20 protein-coding genes and 1 pseudogene are annotated in these 19336 nt (G+C 73.4%); 9 read left to right on the plus strand and 12 right to left on the minus strand.

Annotated features, from left to right (window positions below; genetic code table 11):
* Window positions 1-99: 99 nt before the first annotated feature.
* Both ACZ4WV_RS32025 and ACZ4WV_RS32030 read left to right on the plus strand, forming a co-directional pair.
* Window positions 100-327 carry a hypothetical protein gene (locus tag ACZ4WV_RS32025; protein ID WP_465752172.1) on the plus strand — a complete coding sequence of 76 codons (228 nt, stop codon included), beginning with the start codon at window positions 100-102 and terminating at the stop codon, window positions 325-327.
* A pseudogene (locus ACZ4WV_RS32030) lies at window positions 303-496 on the plus strand (phosphate ABC transporter ATP-binding protein); the annotation flags it as partial. The gene ACZ4WV_RS32025 and the pseudogene ACZ4WV_RS32030, both read left to right, overlap by 25 nt.
* A gap of 25 nt (window positions 497-521) precedes the next feature.
* Here the strand turns inward: ACZ4WV_RS32030 and ACZ4WV_RS32035 are convergent.
* Window positions 522-1373 carry an HAD family hydrolase gene (locus tag ACZ4WV_RS32035; RefSeq protein WP_465752152.1) on the minus strand — a complete coding sequence of 284 codons (852 nt, stop codon included), beginning with the start codon at window positions 1371-1373 and terminating at the stop codon, window positions 522-524.
* Window positions 1374-1561: 188 nt separating this feature from the next.
* Here ACZ4WV_RS32035 and ACZ4WV_RS32040 point away from each other — a divergent pair, with 188 nt between their 5' ends.
* Together ACZ4WV_RS32040 and ACZ4WV_RS32045 are read left to right on the plus strand one after the other, a co-directional pair.
* Entirely contained in the window at window positions 1562-1765 is a 204-nt protein-coding gene (locus ACZ4WV_RS32040; RefSeq protein WP_465752153.1) for a hypothetical protein, read from the plus strand.
* 86 nt (window positions 1766-1851) lie between these two features.
* Window positions 1852-2790: a DUF72 domain-containing protein gene (locus ACZ4WV_RS32045; RefSeq protein WP_465752154.1), complete on the plus strand. Its 939-nt coding sequence runs from the start codon at window positions 1852-1854 to the stop codon at window positions 2788-2790.
* 261 nt (window positions 2791-3051) lie between these two features.
* On the opposite strand, the gene ACZ4WV_RS32050 is transcribed toward ACZ4WV_RS32045, so the two are convergent.
* The gene (locus tag ACZ4WV_RS32050; RefSeq protein WP_465752155.1) at window positions 3052-3453 is read right to left on the minus strand and encodes a DNA-binding protein; all 402 of its coding nucleotides are present in this window, start codon (window positions 3451-3453) and stop codon (window positions 3052-3054) included.
* Complete coding sequence (locus ACZ4WV_RS32055) at window positions 3450-3698, minus strand: type II toxin-antitoxin system CcdA family antitoxin (protein ID WP_465752156.1); 249 nt, start codon at window positions 3696-3698, stop codon at window positions 3450-3452. The genes ACZ4WV_RS32050 and ACZ4WV_RS32055 overlap by 4 nt, the downstream gene beginning before the upstream one ends.
* Window positions 3699-3758: 60 nt before the next feature.
* Here ACZ4WV_RS32055 and ACZ4WV_RS32060 point away from each other — a divergent pair, with 60 nt between their 5' ends.
* The 5 genes from ACZ4WV_RS32060 (at window position 3759) to ACZ4WV_RS32080 (ending at window position 8503) form a co-directional block, all read left to right on the plus strand.
* The gene (locus ACZ4WV_RS32060) at window positions 3759-4646 is read left to right on the plus strand and encodes an LLM class flavin-dependent oxidoreductase (protein WP_465752157.1); all 888 of its coding nucleotides are present in this window, start codon (window positions 3759-3761) and stop codon (window positions 4644-4646) included.
* Window positions 4647-4754: 108 nt separating this feature from the next.
* Window positions 4755-5813 carry an ABC transporter ATP-binding protein gene (locus ACZ4WV_RS32065; protein WP_465752158.1) on the plus strand — a complete coding sequence of 353 codons (1059 nt, stop codon included), beginning with the start codon at window positions 4755-4757 and terminating at the stop codon, window positions 5811-5813.
* Complete coding sequence (locus ACZ4WV_RS32070) at window positions 5797-6696, plus strand: ABC transporter permease (protein ID WP_465752159.1); 900 nt, start codon at window positions 5797-5799, stop codon at window positions 6694-6696. Before ACZ4WV_RS32065 ends, ACZ4WV_RS32070 begins: the two co-directional genes overlap by 17 nt.
* Before the next feature lie 24 nt (window positions 6697-6720).
* Window positions 6721-7638, plus strand: a complete 918-nt coding sequence (locus ACZ4WV_RS32075; protein WP_465752160.1) for an ABC transporter ATP-binding protein — start codon at window positions 6721-6723, stop codon at window positions 7636-7638.
* Window positions 7639-7786: 148 nt separating this feature from the next.
* The gene (locus tag ACZ4WV_RS32080; RefSeq protein WP_465752161.1) at window positions 7787-8503 is read left to right on the plus strand and encodes an ABC transporter permease; all 717 of its coding nucleotides are present in this window, start codon (window positions 7787-7789) and stop codon (window positions 8501-8503) included.
* Between the two features lie 128 nt (window positions 8504-8631).
* Here ACZ4WV_RS32080 and ACZ4WV_RS32085 read toward each other — a convergent pair whose 3' ends face one another.
* From ACZ4WV_RS32085 to ACZ4WV_RS32125, 9 genes are all read right to left on the minus strand, one after another.
* Window positions 8632-9870 (minus strand): CynX/NimT family MFS transporter, encoded by a 1239-nt coding sequence (locus tag ACZ4WV_RS32085; RefSeq protein WP_465752162.1) that lies wholly within the window; start codon window positions 9868-9870, stop codon window positions 8632-8634.
* 123 nt (window positions 9871-9993) lie between these two features.
* A complete protein-coding gene (locus ACZ4WV_RS32090; RefSeq protein WP_465752163.1) occupies window positions 9994-10725 on the minus strand; it encodes a FadR/GntR family transcriptional regulator in 732 nt (243 codons plus the stop codon).
* Window positions 10726-10847: 122 nt separating this feature from the next.
* A complete protein-coding gene (locus tag ACZ4WV_RS32095; protein ID WP_465752164.1) occupies window positions 10848-11681 on the minus strand; it encodes an HAD family hydrolase in 834 nt (277 codons plus the stop codon).
* Complete coding sequence (gene serS / locus ACZ4WV_RS32100) at window positions 11678-12952, minus strand: serine--tRNA ligase (protein ID WP_465752165.1); 1275 nt, start codon at window positions 12950-12952, stop codon at window positions 11678-11680. Before serS ends, ACZ4WV_RS32095 begins: the two co-directional genes overlap by 4 nt.
* A gap of 566 nt (window positions 12953-13518) precedes the next feature.
* The gene (gene pheA / locus ACZ4WV_RS32105) at window positions 13519-14454 is read right to left on the minus strand and encodes a prephenate dehydratase (protein WP_465752166.1); all 936 of its coding nucleotides are present in this window, start codon (window positions 14452-14454) and stop codon (window positions 13519-13521) included.
* Between the two features lie 227 nt (window positions 14455-14681).
* On the minus strand, window positions 14682-15962 hold the full coding sequence (gene efeB / locus ACZ4WV_RS32110; protein WP_465752167.1) for an iron uptake transporter deferrochelatase/peroxidase subunit: 1281 nt from the start codon (window positions 15960-15962) through the stop codon (window positions 14682-14684).
* Window positions 15959-17992: a copper resistance CopC/CopD family protein gene (locus ACZ4WV_RS32115; protein ID WP_465752168.1), complete on the minus strand. Its 2034-nt coding sequence runs from the start codon at window positions 17990-17992 to the stop codon at window positions 15959-15961. The genes efeB and ACZ4WV_RS32115 overlap by 4 nt, the downstream gene beginning before the upstream one ends.
* Window positions 17993-18005: 13 nt before the next feature.
* A complete protein-coding gene (locus ACZ4WV_RS32120) occupies window positions 18006-18512 on the minus strand; it encodes a copper chaperone PCu(A)C (RefSeq protein ID WP_465752169.1) in 507 nt (168 codons plus the stop codon).
* Entirely contained in the window at window positions 18509-19204 is a 696-nt protein-coding gene (locus ACZ4WV_RS32125) for an SCO family protein (protein WP_465752170.1), read from the minus strand. Before ACZ4WV_RS32125 ends, ACZ4WV_RS32120 begins: the two co-directional genes overlap by 4 nt.
* Window positions 19205-19336: the final 132 nt, after the last annotated feature.

The raw sequence follows: 19336 nt of genomic DNA on the forward strand, positions 1-19336 counted from the left end.
GGTGAAATCTGAACGAGGGAGAACTTCCCGACCAACGGCGCAAGTTGCTGTGTCGGCTGGACGCTGCGCGCTGCCGACGGGCGGCCGCTCGGGATCGGCGTGCGCACCTACCGGAGCGAGGGAGAACTTGCCGAGGCGGTACGGGAGTTGATCATCGAGCGGGCCGCCCTCCGCTGCTCCGTCGCGCAGTCCGCGGGGCGGCAGTGGGTGTGGTCCGCCTACCTGCCGGTGCGCACCACCCGCCCCAGGGCCGCCGGCACCCTGCCGGTCGCCCGGAGCGCGCGCGGATACCTGCGGCGCGACTGCGCGGGGGGCTCACCATCGTGATCGTCACCCACAACATGCAGCAGGCCCAGCGGGTCTCCCAGACTGCGCGTTCTTCCTGGCCACCCACGACACCCCGGGCCGGATCGTGGAGACCGGGCCGACCGAGCGGATCTTCGGCAGCCCGCGCGTCCAGCGGACCGCCGACTACGTCAACGGCCGCTTCGGGTAAGGCGGTTACTGTTCGGGCAAGGCGGTTACAGGCAGACGCCGGGCAGGAACCGCTCCAGCACGGCCGCGACGCCGTCCTGCTCGTTGCTCACGGTGTGCAGCGGCACGGCCGCCAGCACCTGCGGGTGCGCGTTCGCGACGGCGTACGCGGTGCCGGCCCAGGCCAGCATCTCCAGGTCGTTCGGCATGTCGCCGAAGGCCACCACCTCACTGCGGTCGATCCCGTGCTCGGCGCACCAACGGGCCAGCGTGCTCGCCTTGGTGACGCCGGGCGCGCTGATCTCCAGCAGCGGGATCGGCGAGGAACGGGTGATCTCGGCCAGGTGCCCGGCGGCCGTCCGGGCCTCGGCGAGGAAGGTGTCCGGGTCGAGGTCCGGGTGCTTGGCCAGCAGTTTGAACAGGCCGCGCACCGGGCCGCCCTGCGCCAGCAGGTCCTCGGCCGGGTCGACCGCGCAGACCATGTCGTCGCCCCACATCAGCACCTCGTAGCCGGGCTCGCGGGCCCACCCGTCCGCGTGCTCGAAGGCGAAGGCGGTGCCGGGCAGCTCGGCCCGCAGCGCCTCGACGACCGCCAGCGCCGACTCCGCCGACATCGGGAAGTACTCCACCAGCTCGCCGCGCCGGACGTCCAGGACCGCCCCGCCGTTCGAGCAGATCGCCACCCCGTGTCCGCCGACGTGCGCGCGCAGCTGCTGCATCCAGCGCGGCGGCCGCCCGGTCACGAACACCACCTGGATTCCGGCCGCCTCGGCCGCCGCGAGGGCCGCGGCGGTGCGTTCGCTGACGGTTCCGCCGGCGCAGAGCAGGGTGCCGTCCAGGTCGGTGGCGACGAGGCGGGGAGTGGTACGGGGTTCGGTCACCGGTCCATCTTCGCCCATCGCCGCCGCCGGGTCACCGGCCCGGTCACCGCCCCGTGACCAGCCAGGGCGGGCGCCGACCATGGTGACCGTACGGACGGGTTCCGGCCCACCACGCACCGTTTCCGGCCGATCCGCCCCCGCACGGAGTGTCGGTGCGGGGCGAACGGGCAGGACTGGTACCGGTCACCCCGTCGGCAGGAAGAGCCATGCCCACAAGCCAGCTCCGAGACGAGCCGCCCCAGACCCGCCGCCCCGCCGCCACCCACCCGGACGAGCCGCCGCCACCCGCCACCTCCCGCGAGCCGGTCCTGCTCGGCGAGGTCCTCTTCCACACCCTCGCCGACCTCGGCCGCCGTACCCCGGCCCCGGCCGCCGCCCTCCCCGCCCAGCGCACCCGCCCGCACCCGTAGCCCGCTCCGGCCCCCGCCCCGCGCCGCCGAGGGAGTCGCGAGCGCCCGGGCGGTGTCGACGGCCCCGGGCCGGGCACACGGCGCCCATGGGAGACATACTCGTCGGCGCGTGTTCCTGGACGGACCGTGAGCTGCTGTCCAGCGGCTGGTACCCGGCTGGCCACCGCACCGCGGAGGCCAGACTGCGGTACTACACCACGAAGTTCCCGGTGGTCGAAGTGGACGCCACCTACTACGCGTTGCCCAGCACCCGCAACAGCGCCCTGTGGGTCGAGCGTTCGCCGGCCGGCTTCCGGTTCGACGTGAAGGCGTTCTCGCTGCTGACCGGGCATCCGACCCGACCCGGCGCGCTGCCGGCTGACCTGCGGCCGGCTCCCGCCGGGCGGCACGGCCGAACGGGGGCCAGCCCGGAGGTGCTCGACGAGGTGTGGCGCCGCTTCAGCGGGGCCCTCGAGCCGCTGCGCCGGGCGGACCGCCTGGGCACGGTCCTCTTCCAGTTCCCGCCGTGGCTGGCTCCGGGCCCGGCGGCGACGTCGACGCTGCGCCAGTGCCGGGAGCGCACCCAGGGCTGGCCGGTGGCGGTGGAGTTCCGGCATCCCGACTGGTGGCGGCCCGAGCACCACGCCTCCACCCTCGGCCTGCTGGCGGAACTCGACCTGACCGCCGTGGCCGTGGACACGGTGCAGTCACTCCCCACGTCCATCCCGCCGGTCACGCCGGTCACCTCCACCCGGCTCGCGGTGGTGCGCTTCCACGGCCGCAACCACGCCTGGGGGACGGGCTCGAAGGAGGAGCGGTTCCGCCACCGCTACACGCCCGAGGAACTCTCCTCCTGGACCCCGGCCGTCCGCGCCATGGCCGACCGCGCCCGCGAGGTCCACGTCCTGTTCAACAACTGCTGCGGCGATGCGGCCGTCCGCGCCGCCGAGACCATGGCCCACCTGCTCGGCACGCCGTCCCCCGCCGCCCGTACGCCCGGCCCGGACGTCCCGGCGCCTCCGTCATGGACGCCCGCGGCCGAGTGAGAAGGGCGGCAGCGCGAGCGCCACCACCGCATCCACCGGTGAAACGGGGGGACAGCGGATCCGGCAGCGGCCCGAGGAACCCGGCTTCCGCACCGCCTACACCTACGACGAGCCGAACCACGATCCCGACTCTGACCGCGGCGGCGTGCACCACCGAGCGCCTGCGCCTCGGCGCACTGGTGACCTCGACCAAGCCTCGTCCATGCATCACGCACTGACCTGCGAAAACACAGGTCATGAATGCCCAGGCCCGCCGTCGGCTCAGATCGCGATGAGCCGGACCCGGTCACCGCAGAGCTTGGCCATGTCGTCGACGTCCGAGGTCAGCATGGCCACCGGCCCTGGCTGGCGGAGCGCCATCTCGGCGACGGTGGCATCAATGGCGTACTTGTGACCGTGCAGACCGGCCTGTTTGAGCAACGCGGCGGAGGCTCTGGCGACGTGCTCGGTCACGGGCTCGACCCTGACTTGCGAGAGCACCCAATTCAGGCGGGCGGTGTTCACCCTGGCATGCGAGATCTCGACGATGGTGTTGGCGCCGATCACCAAACCGGCCGCCATCGAGTGGAAAGACCTGATCATCGCGAGCAGGTCACGGTCCTGCGAGATCCAGGCGGACATTCCCTGGGAGTCCAGCACGACGGTCTCGATGCGCTCGCTCACGCGGCGGCCGGTCCGCCGCTCGGCTCGGACGAACCGAAGATCCTCGCGTGCGCGGCAGCGAGTTCCTCTTCGGTGAACGCGCCGTGTTCTTCCTCGTACTGGCGAAGTTCCTCGCCGAGCAACTGGTGCCTGATCTGCCGGGCCACTGCCTCGGCGACGTAGCCGGAGATGTTGTCCGTGAGCTTCTTCAGCTCGGCCACCTGCTCAGTCGGCAAGGTGACCGTGATGCGCGTGGTAGCCGCCATGAGGCAAGCATACCGTGAGTATGCGCGAATCCGACGACTTTCGCCCGTAAGGTCGGCGGTATGCGACTGAGCACGGTGATCCTCCCCACCCACCGGTGGAGCGAGGGACAGAAGATCTGGCAGCGGGCCGAGGAACTCGGCTTCCACGCCGCCTACACCTACGACCACCTGTCCTGGCGGTCCTTCCGCGACGAGCCGTGGTTCGGCTCGATCCCGACGCTGACGGCGGCGGCGTGCGCCACCGAGCGCCTGCGCCTCGGCACGCTGGTGACCTCGCCGAACTTCCGCCACCCGGTGACGCTGGCGAAGGAGCTGGTCACGCTGGACGACGTGTCCGGCGGGCGGGTGACGCTCGGCATCGGGGCCGGTGGGACCGGCTTCGACGCCACCGCGATGGGCCAGGAGGCGTGGTCGCCGAAGGAGCGGGCGGACCGCTTCGGCGAGTTCCTGCCGCTGCTGGATGAGCTGCTGCGCAAGGACGCCACGACGCGCGAGGGCACGTACTACTCGGCGGTCGAGGCCCGGAACATCCCCGGCTGCGTGCAGACCCCGCGGGTGCCGTTCTACGTCGCCGCGACCGGGCCGCGCGGCCTGAGGCTGGCCGCCGAGTACGGCCAGGGCTGGGTGACGTACGGCGACCCGCGCGGCCCGGCGGACGTGCCGGTGGAGCAGGCGCCCGAGGTGATCGCCCAGCAGATCGGGAAGCTGACGGCGGCCTGCGAGGCGCGCGGCCGGGACGCCGCGACGCTGGAGAAGGTGCTGCTCCAAGGCTCAACGGCGGAGAGGCCGCTGCAGTCGGTGGACGCCTTCGTCGACTGGGCGGGCACGTACCGGGAGCTGGGCATCACCGAGTTGGTGATCCACTGGCCGGTCCCGGACTCGGTCTTCGAGAACGACCTCGCCGTCTTCGAGCGGATCGCCACCGAGGGCCTCGCCCAGCTCGGCTGAGCCGCACCCGCCCCCCGGGCTCCGCGCTCGCCCACCCGGCTCGGCCCCCTAGGGGAGAGCGGGCCCTGGGTCATACCGCAGCAGCAGACGGCGTCCTCATTCCAGCTCATGACCGGTGCCGCGCAAGCCCGTTACGTTGTGGGTGTGTCCACCACTGCTGTCATCAAGACCGAGGGTCTGACCAAGAGGTTCCCCCGGGTCACCGCCCTCGACCAGCTGACCGTCGAGGTGCGGCCCGGGGTCGTCGGGCTGGTCGGGGCCAACGGGGCGGGCAAGTCCACCCTGATCAAGATCCTGCTCGGGCTCGCCCCGGCGACCTCCGGCCGCGGCGAGGTGCTCGGCCTGGACGTCGCCACCGAGGGCTCCGCCATCCGCGAGCGGGTCGGCTACATGCCGGAGCACGACTGCCTGCCGCCGGACGTCTCCGCGACCGAGTTCGTGGTGCACATGGCCAGGATGGCGGGTCTGCCCGCCACCGCCGCCCGGGAGCGCACCGCCGACATCCTGCGGCACGTGGGCCTGTACGAGGAGCGGTACCGTCCGATGGGCGGCTACTCGACCGGCATGAAGCAGCGGGTCAAGCTCGCCCAGGCCCTGGTGCACGACCCGAAGCTGGTGCTGCTGGACGAGCCGACCAACGGCCTCGACCCGGCGGGCCGCGACGAGATGCTGGGGCTGATCCGCCGGGTGCACACCGACTTCGGCATCTCGGTGCTGGTCACCACCCACCTGCTCGGCGAACTCGAGCGCACCTGCGACCACCTGGTCGTCATCGACGGCGGCAAGCTGCTGCGCTCCTCCTCCACCGCCTCCTTCACCGAGGCGACGGCCGTCCTGGCGGTCGAGGTCACCGACCACCCGGAGGACACCGGGGCCCAGCCCGGCACCGAGCCCGGCAGCCGGCCCGGCACCGAGCCCGGCGCCGCCGTCCGGGAGCGGCTGGCCGCCGCCGGCCTCGCCGTCCAGTCCGAGGGCTCGCACCTGCTGCTCGTCCGGCTGGCCGGCGAGGACACCTACGACACGATCCGCGACACCGTCGCCGAACTGGGCCTCGGGCTGGTCCGGTTGGAACAGCGCCGGCACCGGGTCGCCGAACTCTTCGCCGACACCCACCACGACCAGGACCATGACAGCAAGGGAGGGACGGACGGTGCCGCAGCCTCCTGACACCAGGGCCGCCAACGCCGGTGTCATCCACGACATCGGCTACCGCGGCTACACCGGGCCCCGCCTCGGCCGCGGCTACGCCACCCGCTCGCTCTTCACCCAGAGCCTGCGCGCCGCCTTCGGCCTGGGCCGCTCGGGCAAGTCCAAGGTGCTGCCGATGCTGATGCTCGGCATGGTCACCGTCCCCGCGGTGATCTTCGTCGCGGTCGCGATCTCGCTGAACCGGACCGAGCTCCCGGTCGAGTACGCGGGCTACCTCGCCGACCTCAGCCTGGTGGTCTCGATCTTCCTGGCGTCCCAGGCGCCGGTGCTGCTCTCCCGGGACCTGCGGTACCACACCGTCCCGCTGTACTTCTCCCGCCCGATCACCCGCACCGACTACGTCCGGGCCAAGTTCGCCGCCATGGCCTGCGCCCAGTTCCTGGTGACGGCGGCCCCGCTGCTGGTGCTGTACGCCGGCGCGCTGCTCGGCGGGATGGGCTTCGCCCACAACACGGGCCACTTCCTGTACGGCCTGGCGGCGGCGGTGCTGTACGCCCTGGTGCCGACCTCGGTGGCGCTGGTGATCGCGGCGAGCACCCCGCGCCGGGGCTTCGGGGTGGCGGCCATCATGGGCTACCTGGCGGTCAGTTCGGCGCTGGCGGCGGTCGCGGTGGGGATCAGCAACCCGGGCCCCGGTGGCTCCGACGCCGCCCAGTGGACCGCGCTGATCTCGCCGAACGGCCTGGTGGAGGCGCTGGTCAACGAGGCGTTCGACCTGGGCGACGGCTTCGACCGCCGGCACGCCCCGGGCGGGCTGGGTCTGGTGGTGTTCGCATGCGTCGCCGCGGCGATGGTGGTCGGTTCGTACCGCCTCCTGCTGCGCCGCTACAAGAGCGTCTGAGCAGGAAGGTCTGGGAGGGGCGGCATGGCCACCATCAGCATCGACAAGGTCTCCCGCTGGTTCGGGAACGTGGTCGCGGTCAACGACATCACCATGTCGATCGGCCCCGGCATCACCGGCCTGCTCGGGCCCAACGGCGCGGGCAAGTCCACCCTCATCCACATGATGAGCGGCTTCCTCGCCCCCTCCAGCGGCGCGGTCACCCTGGACGGCGCGCCGATCTGGCGCAACCAGCAGGTGTACCGGCAGATCGGCCTGGTGCCGGAGCGGGAGTCGATGTACGACTACCTGACCGGCTGGGAGTTCGTCCTCGCCAACGCCGAACTGCACGGCCTGCCCCAGCCCGGCGCCGCCGCCCGGCGCGCCCTGGACCTGGTCGAGATGGCGTACGCCAAGGACCGCCGCACCGGGACGTACTCCAAGGGCATGAAGCAGCGGGTCAAGATGGCCTCGGCCCTGGTGCACGACCCGGCCGTACTGCTGCTGGACGAGCCCTTCAACGGCATGGACCCGCGCCAGCGGCTCCAGCTGATGGAGCTGCTGCGCCGCTTCGGCGCGGACGGCCGGACGGTGCTGTTCTCCTCCCACATCCTGGAGGAAGTCGAGCAACTGGCCCGGCACATCGAGGTCGTGGTGGCCGGACGACACGCCGCCTCGGGTGACTTCCGCCGGATCCGGCGGCTGATGACCGACCGCCCGCACCGCTACCTGGTCCGCTCCAGCGACGACCGCCGGCTCGCCGCCGCACTGATCGCGGACGGCTCCACCAGCGGCATCGAGGTGGACGAACGGGAGCGGGCGCTGCGGATCGAGGCGGTCAACTTCCAGGGCTTCACCACCCTGCTGCCCCGGGTCGCCCGGGAGGCGGGCATCCGGCTGTACACCGTCTCCCCGGCGGACGAGTCGCTGGAGAGCGTCTTCTCCTACCTGGTCTCCGCCTGAGCCGCGGACCGAGTCACCGGCTGAGTCACCGGCTGAGTCACCGCCTGAGGCGCGGCCTGAGCCGCCGCCCGATGCACCCCCCGATCCACCGCCCGATCCACCGCCCGATCCACGACACCCACCGGACCCAGGAAGGGGCCGACCGCCCATGAACCCGACCGTCGCCAGGCTGACCCTGCGCGGCCTGCTCGGCCGCCGCCGCGGCGCCCTGCTGCTGGTGGCCCCGGCCTTGCTGCTGGTCGTCTCGGCGATCGCCGCCGGGTCGAGCGGCGACGCGCACGGCCTGACCGTCAAGATCCTCGCCCAGCTCGACCTCGGCACCCTCGTCCCGCTCCTCGGCCTGGTGGTCGGGACGGGCGTGATCGCCACCGAGATCGACGACGGCTCGATCGTCTACCTGCTGGCCAAGCCGCTGCCGCGCTGGCAGATCGTCACCACCAAGCTGACCGTCGCGATCGGCACCGTCTGGGTGCTCGCCGCCGTCCCGACCCTGGTCTCCGGCCTGCTGCTCTACGGCACCAAGGACGGCCTGGCGCTCGGCTACACCGTCGCGGTGCTGGTCGCCGGGGTCGCGTACAGCGCGCTGTTCGTGCTGCTCGGCGTGGTCACCCGGCACGCGGTGGTGGCCGGACTGGCGTACGCGCTCGTCTGGGAGTCGCTGTTCGGCAACTTCGTCGAGGGCGCCCGGACGCTGAGCATCCAGCAGTGGAGCCGGGCGGTCGCCGAGGCGGTGGCCGGGGACGTGGCGATCGGCGCCGACGTCTCGCTCGGCGCGGCCGTCCCGCTGCTGTTGGTGGTCACCGTCGCGACGACGGTCCTGGCCTCGGTGAAACTCGCCGGGCTGACCCTCGCCGCCGAGGAGTAGCCGAGGAGGAGCCGAGAAGTAGCCGAGAAACAGCCGAGGAGTAGTCGGACGAACCGAGCGGGAACGGCGCTATGCGCTCGCTCCCGTGTCCCGCCCACGGTGGCGAACGCCCCTGCCGCGCCGTTCTTTCAGAGCGTCCGGTTGCGCCCGGCACCCCAGCCGGCCGTGCCGACCACGGCGACCAGCACCAGCATCAGCACCAGGGTGGCCTCCCAGCCGCCGGTGAGCTGGTGCAGCGCCCCGGCGCCGACCGGGCCGGCGGCCGCGACCAGGTAACCGATCGCCTGGGACATGCCGCCCAGCTGGGCGGCGCCGGCCGCGGTGCCGGTGCGCAGCACGATGAACGCCAGGCCCAGGCCGAGTGAACCGCCCTGGGCGACTCCGAGGACGGCCGCCGACGCCCAGGCGGCGGAGACCGGCGCGACCAGCAGCATGGCGATGCCGAGCCCGTTCAGCGCCGCCATGGTCACCGCGAGGGCGCGCTGGCTGGTCATCCGCCCGGCCATCAGCGGCACCAGGAAGGCGCCGGCCACCTGCACCAGGTTGGAGAAGGCGAAGACCAGGCCGGCCTGGCCGCGGTCCATGCCGTGGTCAGCGAGGATGGTCGGCATCCAGGCGACCAGGGTGTAGACGAGCAGCGAGGAGATGCCCATGAACAGGCTGATCTGCCAGGCCAGCGGGGACTTCCAGATGCCCTCGATCGGCTTGCCCGGCTGGGCTGCCGCGGCCACCGCCGCCTTCTCCTGACGGGAGCGCAGCACCTGCGGCAGCCAGGCCGCCGCCGCGACCAGGGCCAGCAGTGACCAGGCGCCGAGCGAGGCCCGCCAGCCGCCGCCGAGCGCGTGCTCCAGCGGGACGGAGGTGCCGGCGGCGAGGGTCGCGCCGACGAGCATGGTGGTCGAGTAGACGCCGGTCATGGTCGCCGCGCGGTCCGGGAACTCCCGCTTGACCAGGCCGGGCATCGACACGTTCAGCACCGCGATGGCCACGCCGATCACCACGCAGCCCGCGTACAGCGCGAACACCGACGGCAGCACCCGCAGCAGCACGCCCGCGCCCAGCACCAGCACCGCGCCCAGCACGACCCGCTCGGCGCCGAACCGGCGGGTCAGCCGGGGGGTGAGCGGGGCGCCGACGCCCTGGAAGAGCACCGGCACGGTGGTGATCAGCCCGCTCGCGGTGGCGGACAGGCCGAAGGTCCGCTGGATCTCGCCGACCATCGGGGAGACCGCCGCCAGGCAGGCGCGCATGTTCAGCGCGACCAGCACGATGCCGGTCAGCAGCAGGGCGGGGTGGGCCAGCCGGGAGTGCAGGGGGAGCGGGGCGGAGGTGGTGGCGACCGGCTGCGGGGCGCGGGTGACGGCCATGGGTGTGCTGTTCTTTCGTGACGCGGGGTTCTGGGAGTCCGGCGGAGGGCGCGGACAGGCGGGGAACGCGGACGGGCGGACGGACGGAGCGCGCGGACGGGCCGAGCAGGGGCCCGCGCCGCCCTACTTCCGGGCCGCGATGGCCGCGAGCAGCTGCTCGACGGCCGCGGTCGGCCCTGCGAGCAGCGCGCGACAGGCCGCCTCGGCCCGGTCCGGGTCACCGCTCTCGATCGCGTCGACCAGGGCCGCGTGGGTGGCCACGACCACCTCGGGCATCTCGTGGTCACCGAACGCGGAGGTCATCGACTCGCGTACGGACGCGCCGAAGTAGCGGTACACCTCGGCCAGCGCCGGGTTGTGCGCGGCCTCGACGACGGCGGTGTGGAACTCCAGGTCGTGTTCGACGGTGGCCTCGCGGCCGGCCCGGTCGGGGTGTGCCGCGATCACCTCGGCCTCGCGGGCGAGGGCGGCCCGCATCCGCCGGATGTCCTCGGGGGTATGCCGCAGCGCGGCCAGTCGGGCGCCCTCGGCCTCCAGCGCCGCGCGGACCTCCAGGACGTCCCGGATGCCCGAGCGCTGGACGCCGCGCAGCACCGCCGCCGGGTCGCTGGTGGACCGGACGAAAGTGCCCTCGCCCTGCCGCGAGACGAGCATCCCGGCGTGCGCCAGCACCCGGATCGCCTCGCGCACGGTGTTCCGCCCGACCTGCAGCCGCTCGGCGAGTTCGTGCTCGGTGGGGATCTGCGAACCCACCGGCCAGGCGCCGCCGGCGAGCTGCTCGCGCAGCTGGTCGATCGCGGTGTCCACCAGGGAACGCCGCCCGGCCGCCTGCAGACCGTTGCCGTCGCCGCTCATTCCGGGCCTCCCTTCGCACACCGTCGATCGGACACGGGTCATCCTACAATCACTTGCCCGGTCATCCTACAACTGGCGGGGTCCTCGCGCCGTGGAGATCAGGGTGTCCGGCCGACGCCCGCTCAGCCGAGCGGGTAGAGGCGCTCCAGGACGACGGCCACGCCGTCCTCGTCGTTGCCCGAGGTCACCTCGTCGGCGACGGCGAGCAGTTCCGCGTGCGCGTTGGCCATCGCGACGCCGTGCGCGGCCCAGCCGAACATCGGGACGTCGTTGGGCATGTCGCCGAAGGCGATGGTGTCGGCGGCGCGCACGCCCAGGCGACGGGCGGCGACGGCCAGACCGGTGGCCTTGGACAGGCCCAGCGGCAGCAGCTCGACCACGCCGGCCCCGGCCATCACCACGCCGACCAGGTCGCCGGCGGCGCGGCGGGCGGCCTCGGCGAGGGCGTCGTCGGTCAGGCCCGGGTGCTGGATGTACAGCTTGCTGACCGGGGAGGCGAGCAATTCGTCGCGCCCGACCCGGACGACCGGCAGGTCGGAGCCGATCAGCAGCTCGTAGCCGGGGCCGGCCAGCACCTGGCCGTCCAGACCGTCCTGGTTGGCGGCGACGGCCAGCGGGCCGGTCTCGGCCTCGATCTTCTCGATCGCGACGGCGGCGAGCCGGCGGTCCAGGGTGAGCGAGGTGAGCAGCTTGTGCGCGCCCGCGTCGTAGACCTGGGCGCCCTGGCCGCAGACCGCTATGCCGGTGTAGCCGATCTCGTCGAACACCGGGCGGGCCCAGACGGCCGAGCGCCCGGTCACCACGATGTGCAGCGCGCCCGCGCCGACGGCCGCGGCCAGCGCGGCGCGGGTGCGCTCGGAGACGGTCTCCCCGCTGGTCAGCAGGGTGCCGTCGAGGTCGGTGGCGACCAGCCGGTAGGGCAGGTCGCCACCGCCGGGGTGTGCGGTCGAGGTCACTTGACCGGCTCGATGACGGCGCGTCCGCCGAGGTACGGCCGCAGCGCCTCCGGCACGACGACCGAGCCGTCGGCCTGCTGGTGGTTCTCCAGGATCGCCACGATGGTGCGCGGCACGGCGACCAGGGTGCCGTTCAGGGTGGCGAGCGGGCGGGTCCTGCCCTCCTCGCGCATCCGGATCGACAGGCGGCGGGCCTGGTACTCGGTGGTGTTGGAGGTCGAGGTGACCTCGCGGTACTTGCCCTGGGTGGGGATCCAGGCCTCGATGTCGAACTTGCGCGCGGCCGAGGCCCCGAGGTCACCGGAGGCGACGTCGATCACCCGGTACGGCAGCTCCAGCGCGTTGAGGAAGTCCTTCTCCCACTGGAGCAGGCGGCGGTGCTCGTTCTCCGCGTCCTCGGGCGTGGTGAAGACGAACATCTCCACCTTCTCGAACTGGTGGACGCGGATGATGCCGCGGGTGTCCTTGCCGTAGGTGCCGGCCTCGCGGCGGAAGCAGGACGAGTAGCCGGCGTAGCGCAGCGGCAGCTTGTCGGCGTCGATGATCTCGTCCATGTGGTACGCCGCCAGCGGGACCTCGCTGGTGCCGACCAGGTACTTGTCCTCGTCGCCGAGGTGGTACACGTTCTCGGCGGCCTGGCCGAGGAAGCCGGTGCCGTCCATGGCCGCCGGGCGGACCAGGGCCGGGGTGATCATCGGGATGAAGCCGGCCGCGGTGGCCTGGGCGATCGCCATGTTGACCAGGGCGAGCTCCAGCAGCGCGCCGACGCCGGTCAGGTAGTAGGAGCGGGCACCGGCGACCTTGGCGCCGCGCTCGGTGTCGATCGCGCCGAGCAGCTGGCCCAGCTCGACGTGGTCGCGGGGCTCGAAGCCCTCGGCGGCGAAGTCGCGCGGGGTGCCGATCTCCTCCAGGGTGACGAAGTCCTCCTCGCCGCCGACCGGGGCGGCCGGGTCGATGAGGTTCGCCAGGGAGCGGAGCAGGCGGTCCGCCTCCTCCTTGGCCGCGCTCTGCTCGGCGTCCGCGGCCTTGACCTCGGCGGCGAGGTCCTTGGTGCGCTGCAGCAGGGCGGTCTTCTCCTCACCCTTGGCCTGGGCGACCTGCTTGCCGAGCACCCGCTGCTCGTTGCGCAGTTCGTCGAAGCGGGTGCCCGAGGACCGGCGTCGCTCGTCGGCGGAGAGGAGGGCGTCGACCAGGTCGACGTCCTCGCCACGGACGCGCTGCGAGGCGCGCACTCGGTCAGGGTCCTCACGGAGCAGGCGAAGGTCAATCACAGGGCCAAGCGTACCGGGCGGTCGTTCCTCCACCGGTACCGGTTTTCCCCTGGGGATAACTCCGCGGTACCTGTGGATAACCGCTGTGGGGAACTCGTCGGCGGCGAGTTATCCACAGGCCCGGGGCCGGGGCTGTGGATCGATGGGGAGGATCGCCCTCCGCTCACCGGAACCGACGAATTGAGGTTTCAAACCTCATTCGACCTTCTCGGGTGAGGGAATTGAAGCACTCGGACGGGTGATTTGCCGGGAAGGGGGTGACTCTGGTCCGATTGGTCATCTCTGCGGCGCAAACCGATGATCCGACCAGTTCTGTGCAATGGCTATACCGGTTTGTCGACTCATCCCCAGGCCTGTGGATAACTTTCGGCTGTGGACAGCGGGAAGGCCTGTGGACAGCGGCCTCAGGCCCCGGGCGGCCCTGTGGACGACGGAACGGTCACCCGCCCCGCTCGATCAGCCCGGTCGACAACGGTCGGCAACGGTCGAGGACAGCCGCCCGCGGGTCGGCGCGGATCGGTCCCGACGGGGAGCGCCGGAAAGCCAGGAAGGCCCGGAAGGCCGGTTCAGACGTCCCCGCGCCCGTCGAGCGCCCGGGAGAACCAGTCCGCCGCGGCGGCGAAATCCTCGTCCGAGGTCCCCGGTCGCCGGTGCTTGGACACCTGACGGTCGGCGCGCGGATAGGAGCCGAGGAACCGCACCTGCGGACAGATCCGCTTGAGCCCCATCATCGCCTCGGCCACCCGCCGCTCGGACAGGTGCCCCTCGCAGTCGATCAGGAAGCAGTAGCTGCCCAGCCCCTCACCGGTCGGCCGGGACTCGATCCGCATCAGGTTGACCCCGCGCACCGCGAACTCCTGCAGCAGCTCCAGCAGCGCACCCGGGTGGTCGTCCGGCAGCCAGACCACCATCGAGGTCTTGTCCGCGCCGGTCGCCGAGGAGACCCGCCCCGGGCGGCCGACCAGCACGAACCGGGTGGTCGCGCTCTGCGCGTCCGCGATGTCCTTGACCAGCGGGTCCAGCCCGTAGATCGGCGCAGCGAACTCGCCCGCGAACGCCCCGTCGAACCGGCCCTCGGCGACCAGTCGGGCGCCGTCCGCGTTGGAGGCGGCCGACTCCCAGGTGGCGTTCGGCAGGTTGGCCGCCAGCCAGCGGCGCACCTGCGGCTGGGCCACCGGGTGGCTGGTCACCGTCTTGATCCCGGACAGCTCGGTGCCCGGCCGCACCAGCAGCGCGAAGGAGATCGGCAGCAGCACCTCGCGGTAGATCATCAGCGGCGTGCCGGCGGCCAGTTCGTCATTGGTCGCGGTGACCGCACCCTCCACCGAGTTCTCGATCGGCACGAACGCCCCGGCGGCCTCCCCGCCGCGCACTGCGTCCAGGGCCAGCGCGACCGAGGACAGCGGCACCAGCTCCCGGGTCGCCGCCTCGGGCAGGGTGTGCAGCGCCGCCTCGGTGAAGGTGCCGGCCGGGCCGAGGTAGGTGTAGCGGGTGGCCGACATGACGCCTCCGTGGGGAATGGGTGCCGCCTGGGTCCGATGGTGCCGAAGCAGTCACCATAACGATTCCGCGGCCCCGGCAGGAAAGCGTTTCGGTGACCGGACCGCGCTCGCGGACGCGGGCCCGTCTCCAGGGTGCTCGCCGGGGCCGCGGGCCGGGCACGTGCGGGGCGAGGGCCGGGCAAGTGCTGGGCGAGGACCGGGGCAGGGACCTTGGAGACGGGCCCGCCCTACCCCTCCAGCAGCTGCTGCCCGAGGTAGCCCCCGGTCGGCACGCCGGGCGGCACCGCGTACAGCCCGCTCGCCTCGTGCCGTAGGAAGCGGGAGAGGCCGTCGCCCCGGGAGAGCTTGCGCTGCACCGGGGTGAAGCCCTTGCGCGGGTCGGCCTGGAAGGCGAGGAACAGCAGCCCCGCGTCCGGCGAACCGTCCGGCAGCAGGCCGTCGTGGTACGAGAAGCCGCGCCGCAGCATCGCCGCACCGCCGTTGGCCGCCGGGGCCGCGACCCGCACGTGCGCGTCGGAGGGGATCGCCAGGCCGCCGTCCGGGCCCTGCGCGGCCAGGTCCACCGGGGTGCCCTCGCCCGAGCCGGCCGGTGCGCTCAGCGGCGAACCGTCCGCCTTGCGCCGTCCGATCACCCGCTCCTGCCGGTCCACCGGCAGTTCCTCCCAGTGGTCCAGCAGCATCCGGATCCGCCGGAACACCAGGTACGAGCCGCCGGCCAGCCAGGCCGGCTGGTCACCGCCGCCCGCGCAGAACACCTTGGCGGCGAAGCCGTCCTCGCCCGGCTTGGGGTTGTTGGTGCCGTCGATCTGGCCCATCAGGTTGCGTCCGGTCACCGGCCGCGCCGTCGCGCCCGGGGTCCGGGCGAAGCCGGCCGACTGCCAGCGCGGCGCCGCCGTCCCGGCGGCCAGCTTCTGCAGCGTCCGCAGCGCGTGCACGGCCACCAGGGCGTCGTCGGCGCCGACCTGGACGAACAGGTCGCCGTCGCCGCGCGCCGGGTCCAGTGCGTCGCCGGGGAAGGCGGGCAGCGGTTCGAGGGCCGCCGGCCGGCGGTCGGCCAGTCCGGCCTTGTCGAACAGCGTGCCGCCGAAGCCGACCGTGACGGTGAGCGAGCACGGCCCGGCGTCCAGCGCGACCTGGTTGTCGAACTCCTCGGCCGGCTCCCCGGCGGTCAGCCGGTCCACCGCCCCGGTCCAGCGCCGCAGCAGGGTCCGCAGCCCGTCCCGGCCGGCCCCGTCGGCGAGGTCGAAGGCGGCCAGCCGCACCTCCGCCTGCTGCGGTTCGAGGATGCCCGCCTGGTGCTCGCCGCGGAACGGCACCCGGCCCGCGCCGAGCGAGCCCCGGCCGTTCGCCCCGCCGCCGTTCGCCCCGCCGTCGGCCGGACGGTCGTAGGCGACCGCCCCGGCCGCTCCGGCCCCGGCGCCGACCAGCAGCCCGGCGCCGGCCGTGCCGAGCAGCGTCCGGCGGGTGACCCCGGCCTGTCCCGTCCCGTTCCCGTCCACCGCGCTCACCCGACCTTGAACTGCTGGGTCGGGGTGGTCTGGTCGATGTCCGAGGAGCGGATCTGCACCGAGACCACCCAGGTGCCGGCCAGCGGCAGCTGCGCGGTGCCGCGCCAGCGGCCGGTCCCCTCCGGGGTGAGCGTCACCGGCAGCGGGCCCAGGTCGCGGTCCGGGAGGGTGAAGGCGAGCTGCACCTCGGGGACCTGCACCGGCTTGCCGTCCGCGCCGTCCAGCGCGAGCTTCACCTCGTTGGGGCCCGGCCCGGCCGGGTTGACGCTGACCGTCGCGGTGCCCTTGGCGTTCGGCGTCCGGCCCTTGGTGTCGTACGGCAGCTTGAGCTCCACCGTGCGGCCCGGCTCGGTCTGCGGCGCCGCCGCGGACCCGCCCGCCGCCGGGGCGGCGCTCCCGGCCGCCGTGACCGCGCCCGCCACCCGCCCGGGCGGGGAGTTGGTGAGCATCGTGGTGACCACCAGCACCGCCACCGCGACGACCGCCTCGACCAGAACCGAACGGCGCAGCCCCGCCCGGGTCGGGGTCAGTGCGCGGTCGCGCCCGGCACTCGCCCGGGCGGCCCGCTGCCGGTCCAGCTGCGCCTGCCGGACCGGGTCCTCGCTGTGCGCCGGGGCGCCGACCGGCTCGGGCACCTCGGCCCGCTCGACCTCCGCCGCCTCGGCCGGCGCCGAGCGCAGTCGGGCCAGCCGGCTGCGGGACACCCACGCGACGCCGAGCATGGCGACCACGCAGCCGGTCTTCACCAGCAGCAGCCGCCCGTACTCGGTGCCGGTCAGCGCGCCCCAGCTGCCCAGACCCCGCCACGACTGGTAGACCCCGGTGACGACCAGCGCGACCACCGAACCGAAGGCGACCTTCGAGAAGCGGTCCACCACCTCGGCGCCGATCCCTTCGCGGAGCGCGACCAGCAGTGCGGCCAGGCCGCCCAGCCAGAGCGCCATCGCGATCAGGTGGAGGATGCCGAACGGCAGCGCCAGCCAGACCTGGATGCCCACCGAGGCGTGGTCGGCGCCGACCCAGGTCGCCGCGAGGGCGACCGACAGCACCAGCCCGGCCACGCCCAGGCCCAACCGGGTGTCGCGCTCCGGCCGTTCGGCGGCCCGCTGCTCCAGCTCGCGCAACTCGGCGGCCTCGTCGTCGTCCTCGTCCGCGGCCTGGTCCGCGGCCTGCGCGGGGACGGTCCGCTGCGGCTGGCCCAGCTGCCCGACCAGCAGCGACAGGAAGATCCCGCCCGCGGCGAGCAGCAGCAGCCGGGCGGCCAGCGCGGTGCCGATCCGCTCGTCCAGCGTGGCGCGCACCAGCGACAGGTCCAGCGCCTTCCCGATGCCGGAGCCGCGCTCGTACGGGCCGCGCAGCATCAGCACCGCGACGGTGGAGGCCAGCAGGGCCGTCCAGCCGGTCATCAGCAGCCGCTGCACCGGACGCCTGGTCGCCCCGGCGGGCCAGCAGACCAGCACGAACCCGGCCACCCCGGCGAGCAGCGCGAACGCCCCGTAGGCCACGGTGCGCCCGGTGCCGTACAGGGCGGCGACCAGGCCGTCCGCCTTGGCGCCCTGCAGCGCGGTGGCGGAGACGGAGGTGTCCGAGGGCGCGCCGATGGAGAAGGTGAACGCCCCGCCGACCGGGTGCGAGTCCGCCGAGACGGCCCGCCAGGCCACCGTGTAGGTGCCGTTGGCCAGCCCGCTGTTCAGCCCCACCCGGGCGGTGTCGCCCCGGCCGTCGGCGTGCTCCGGGTTCCCGGTGTCCACGGCCTTGCCGGCCGGGTCCAGCACCCGTACGGAGTCGCCGGACAGCGACACCGTCTCGCTGAAGGTCAGCGTGACCGCCTGCGGGGCGGTGGCGACCACCGAGTTCTGCCGCGGGTCGGTGGACTCCAGGGTGGCGTGGGCGGAGGCCGGGCCGGCGCCGGCGAGCACCAGGGCGAACAGCGCGCCGAGCATCGCGAGCACTCCGGCGATGCGCCGGCGGGCGGTCCTGGAGGGGGCGGTCCTGGAGGCGGCGTCCCGGCGGTGCGAGGCCTGCTGCATGCTGGGGATTCCCCTAACTCCGGCCGGGCCGGTAGGTGAGCTCCTTGACCGGCACCTTGACCGCGATCGTGCCGGACTTGGCGAAGGTGAGGTCGAGCTCCAGCTCGTCCCCCACGGCGGGGGCCTTCTGCCACCCCATGATCATCAGATGGGTCCCGCCGCGGGCGAGCTCCAGCGTGCCGTGCGCGGGCACGTCCAGGCTGTCCACCTGCTCCATGGTCGAGGTGGTCGAGCGGTGCATGGTGACGGACTCGGCGGCCGGGCTGGTCACCTTCACCAACTGGTCCGGCCCGCCGTCGTTGCGGACGGTCAGGTAGCCGGCGCCCATCCCGCCGGCCGGGGGCAGCGGGATGTACGGATCGGCCACGCTCAGCTTCGCCGGGCCCGCGCCGCCGGCGCCGTCCTGGCCGCCCGTGCCGCAGGCGGCCAGGATGGCGCCGCCGCCGAGGGCGGTGGCGACCACGGCGCCCAGCAGGGCGGACCGGCGGAACCGTCGGGTGCCCGTCGCCGCCGTGGTCACGCCGCGACCCCCTTGGCGAGCAGCGGCAGGTCGTGCTCGTAGGTCTTCTCCTCGGTGCCGCTCATGTAGAGCACGTGCGCCTTGTCGTCCGAGGGGAGGAAGGCCAGCACCTGGGCGCCGTGGGTGGAGGTGACCGTGCCGTCCGGGTTGACGACCGGGTCCTCGATCATGATGCCGAGCGACCGGGCGGCGGTCTTGACCTTGCCCAGGTCGCCGGTGAGGCCTATGAAGTCGCTGCCCATCGAGTCCAGCCAGGTCCGCAGCACCTTGGGCGTGTCGCGCTGGGGGTCGGTGGAGACGAAGACGACGTCGATCTTCTTCCGGTCCTCCACGGAGAGGGACTTCATCGCGACGCCGATGTCGCCCATGGTGGTCGGGCAGACGTCCGGACAGCTGGTGTAGCCGAAGAACAGCAGGGTCGTCCTGCCGTTGGTCCGCTGCCGCAGGTCGTACGGCTGCCCGGAGGTGTCGGACAGCTGGAGGTCGGGCTTCTCGAAGTTCTTCGCCAGCTTGGTGCCCTGGTACGGGCTGTCGTCCTTCTGCTGGGTGACCTTGGCGGCCGAGGAGTCGCCGCCGGAGGAGCCGCAGGCCGAGAGGGTCAGGGCGGCCGCCAGCGCGAGGGCGGCGGCGCCGGCCAGCCGGGCGGTGCCGCCGGAGCGGTGGGTGCGGTGGGTGCGGGTGATGCGGGGCATGGGAGTTCCGATCATGCGCGGTGGACCGGCGGGGGGGGGGGGGGGGGGGGGGGGGGGAGGGGAGCGGGGGGGGGGGGGGGGGGGGGGGGGAGCGGGTCGTTTGTTGTGGGGTGAATGCGTCTCGGGAGGTGA

Source organism: Kitasatospora sp. NPDC029312 (genome assembly GCF_055569215.1).

What these genes read in the sequence shown, in the direction of transcription:
- ACZ4WV_RS32045 (WP_465752154.1), top strand. Translation starts at nt 1,852, where the DNA reads ATGGGAGACATACTCGTCGGCGCGTGTTCCTGGACGGACCGTGAGCTG.
- ACZ4WV_RS32090 (WP_465752163.1), bottom strand. Translation starts at nt 10,725, where the DNA reads ATGAGCGGCGACGGCAACGGTCTGCAGGCGGCCGGGCGGCGTTCCCTG.
- ACZ4WV_RS32060 (WP_465752157.1), top strand. Translation starts at nt 3,759, where the DNA reads ATGCGACTGAGCACGGTGATCCTCCCCACCCACCGGTGGAGCGAGGGA.
- ACZ4WV_RS32065 (WP_465752158.1), top strand. Translation starts at nt 4,755, where the DNA reads ATGACCGGTGCCGCGCAAGCCCGTTACGTTGTGGGTGTGTCCACCACT.
- ACZ4WV_RS32055 (WP_465752156.1), bottom strand. Translation starts at nt 3,698, where the DNA reads ATGGCGGCTACCACGCGCATCACGGTCACCTTGCCGACTGAGCAGGTG.
- ACZ4WV_RS32115 (WP_465752168.1), bottom strand. Translation starts at nt 17,992, where the DNA reads ATGCAGCAGGCCTCGCACCGCCGGGACGCCGCCTCCAGGACCGCCCCC.
- ACZ4WV_RS32125 (WP_465752170.1), bottom strand. Translation starts at nt 19,204, where the DNA reads ATGCCCCGCATCACCCGCACCCACCGCACCCACCGCTCCGGCGGCACC.
- ACZ4WV_RS32080 (WP_465752161.1), top strand. Translation starts at nt 7,787, where the DNA reads ATGAACCCGACCGTCGCCAGGCTGACCCTGCGCGGCCTGCTCGGCCGC.
- ACZ4WV_RS32035 (WP_465752152.1), bottom strand. Translation starts at nt 1,373, where the DNA reads ATGGGCGAAGATGGACCGGTGACCGAACCCCGTACCACTCCCCGCCTC.
- pheA (WP_465752166.1), bottom strand. Translation starts at nt 14,454, where the DNA reads ATGTCGGCCACCCGCTACACCTACCTCGGCCCGGCCGGCACCTTCACC.
- ACZ4WV_RS32085 (WP_465752162.1), bottom strand. Translation starts at nt 9,870, where the DNA reads ATGGCCGTCACCCGCGCCCCGCAGCCGGTCGCCACCACCTCCGCCCCG.
- ACZ4WV_RS32075 (WP_465752160.1), top strand. Translation starts at nt 6,721, where the DNA reads ATGGCCACCATCAGCATCGACAAGGTCTCCCGCTGGTTCGGGAACGTG.
- ACZ4WV_RS32040 (WP_465752153.1), top strand. Translation starts at nt 1,562, where the DNA reads ATGCCCACAAGCCAGCTCCGAGACGAGCCGCCCCAGACCCGCCGCCCC.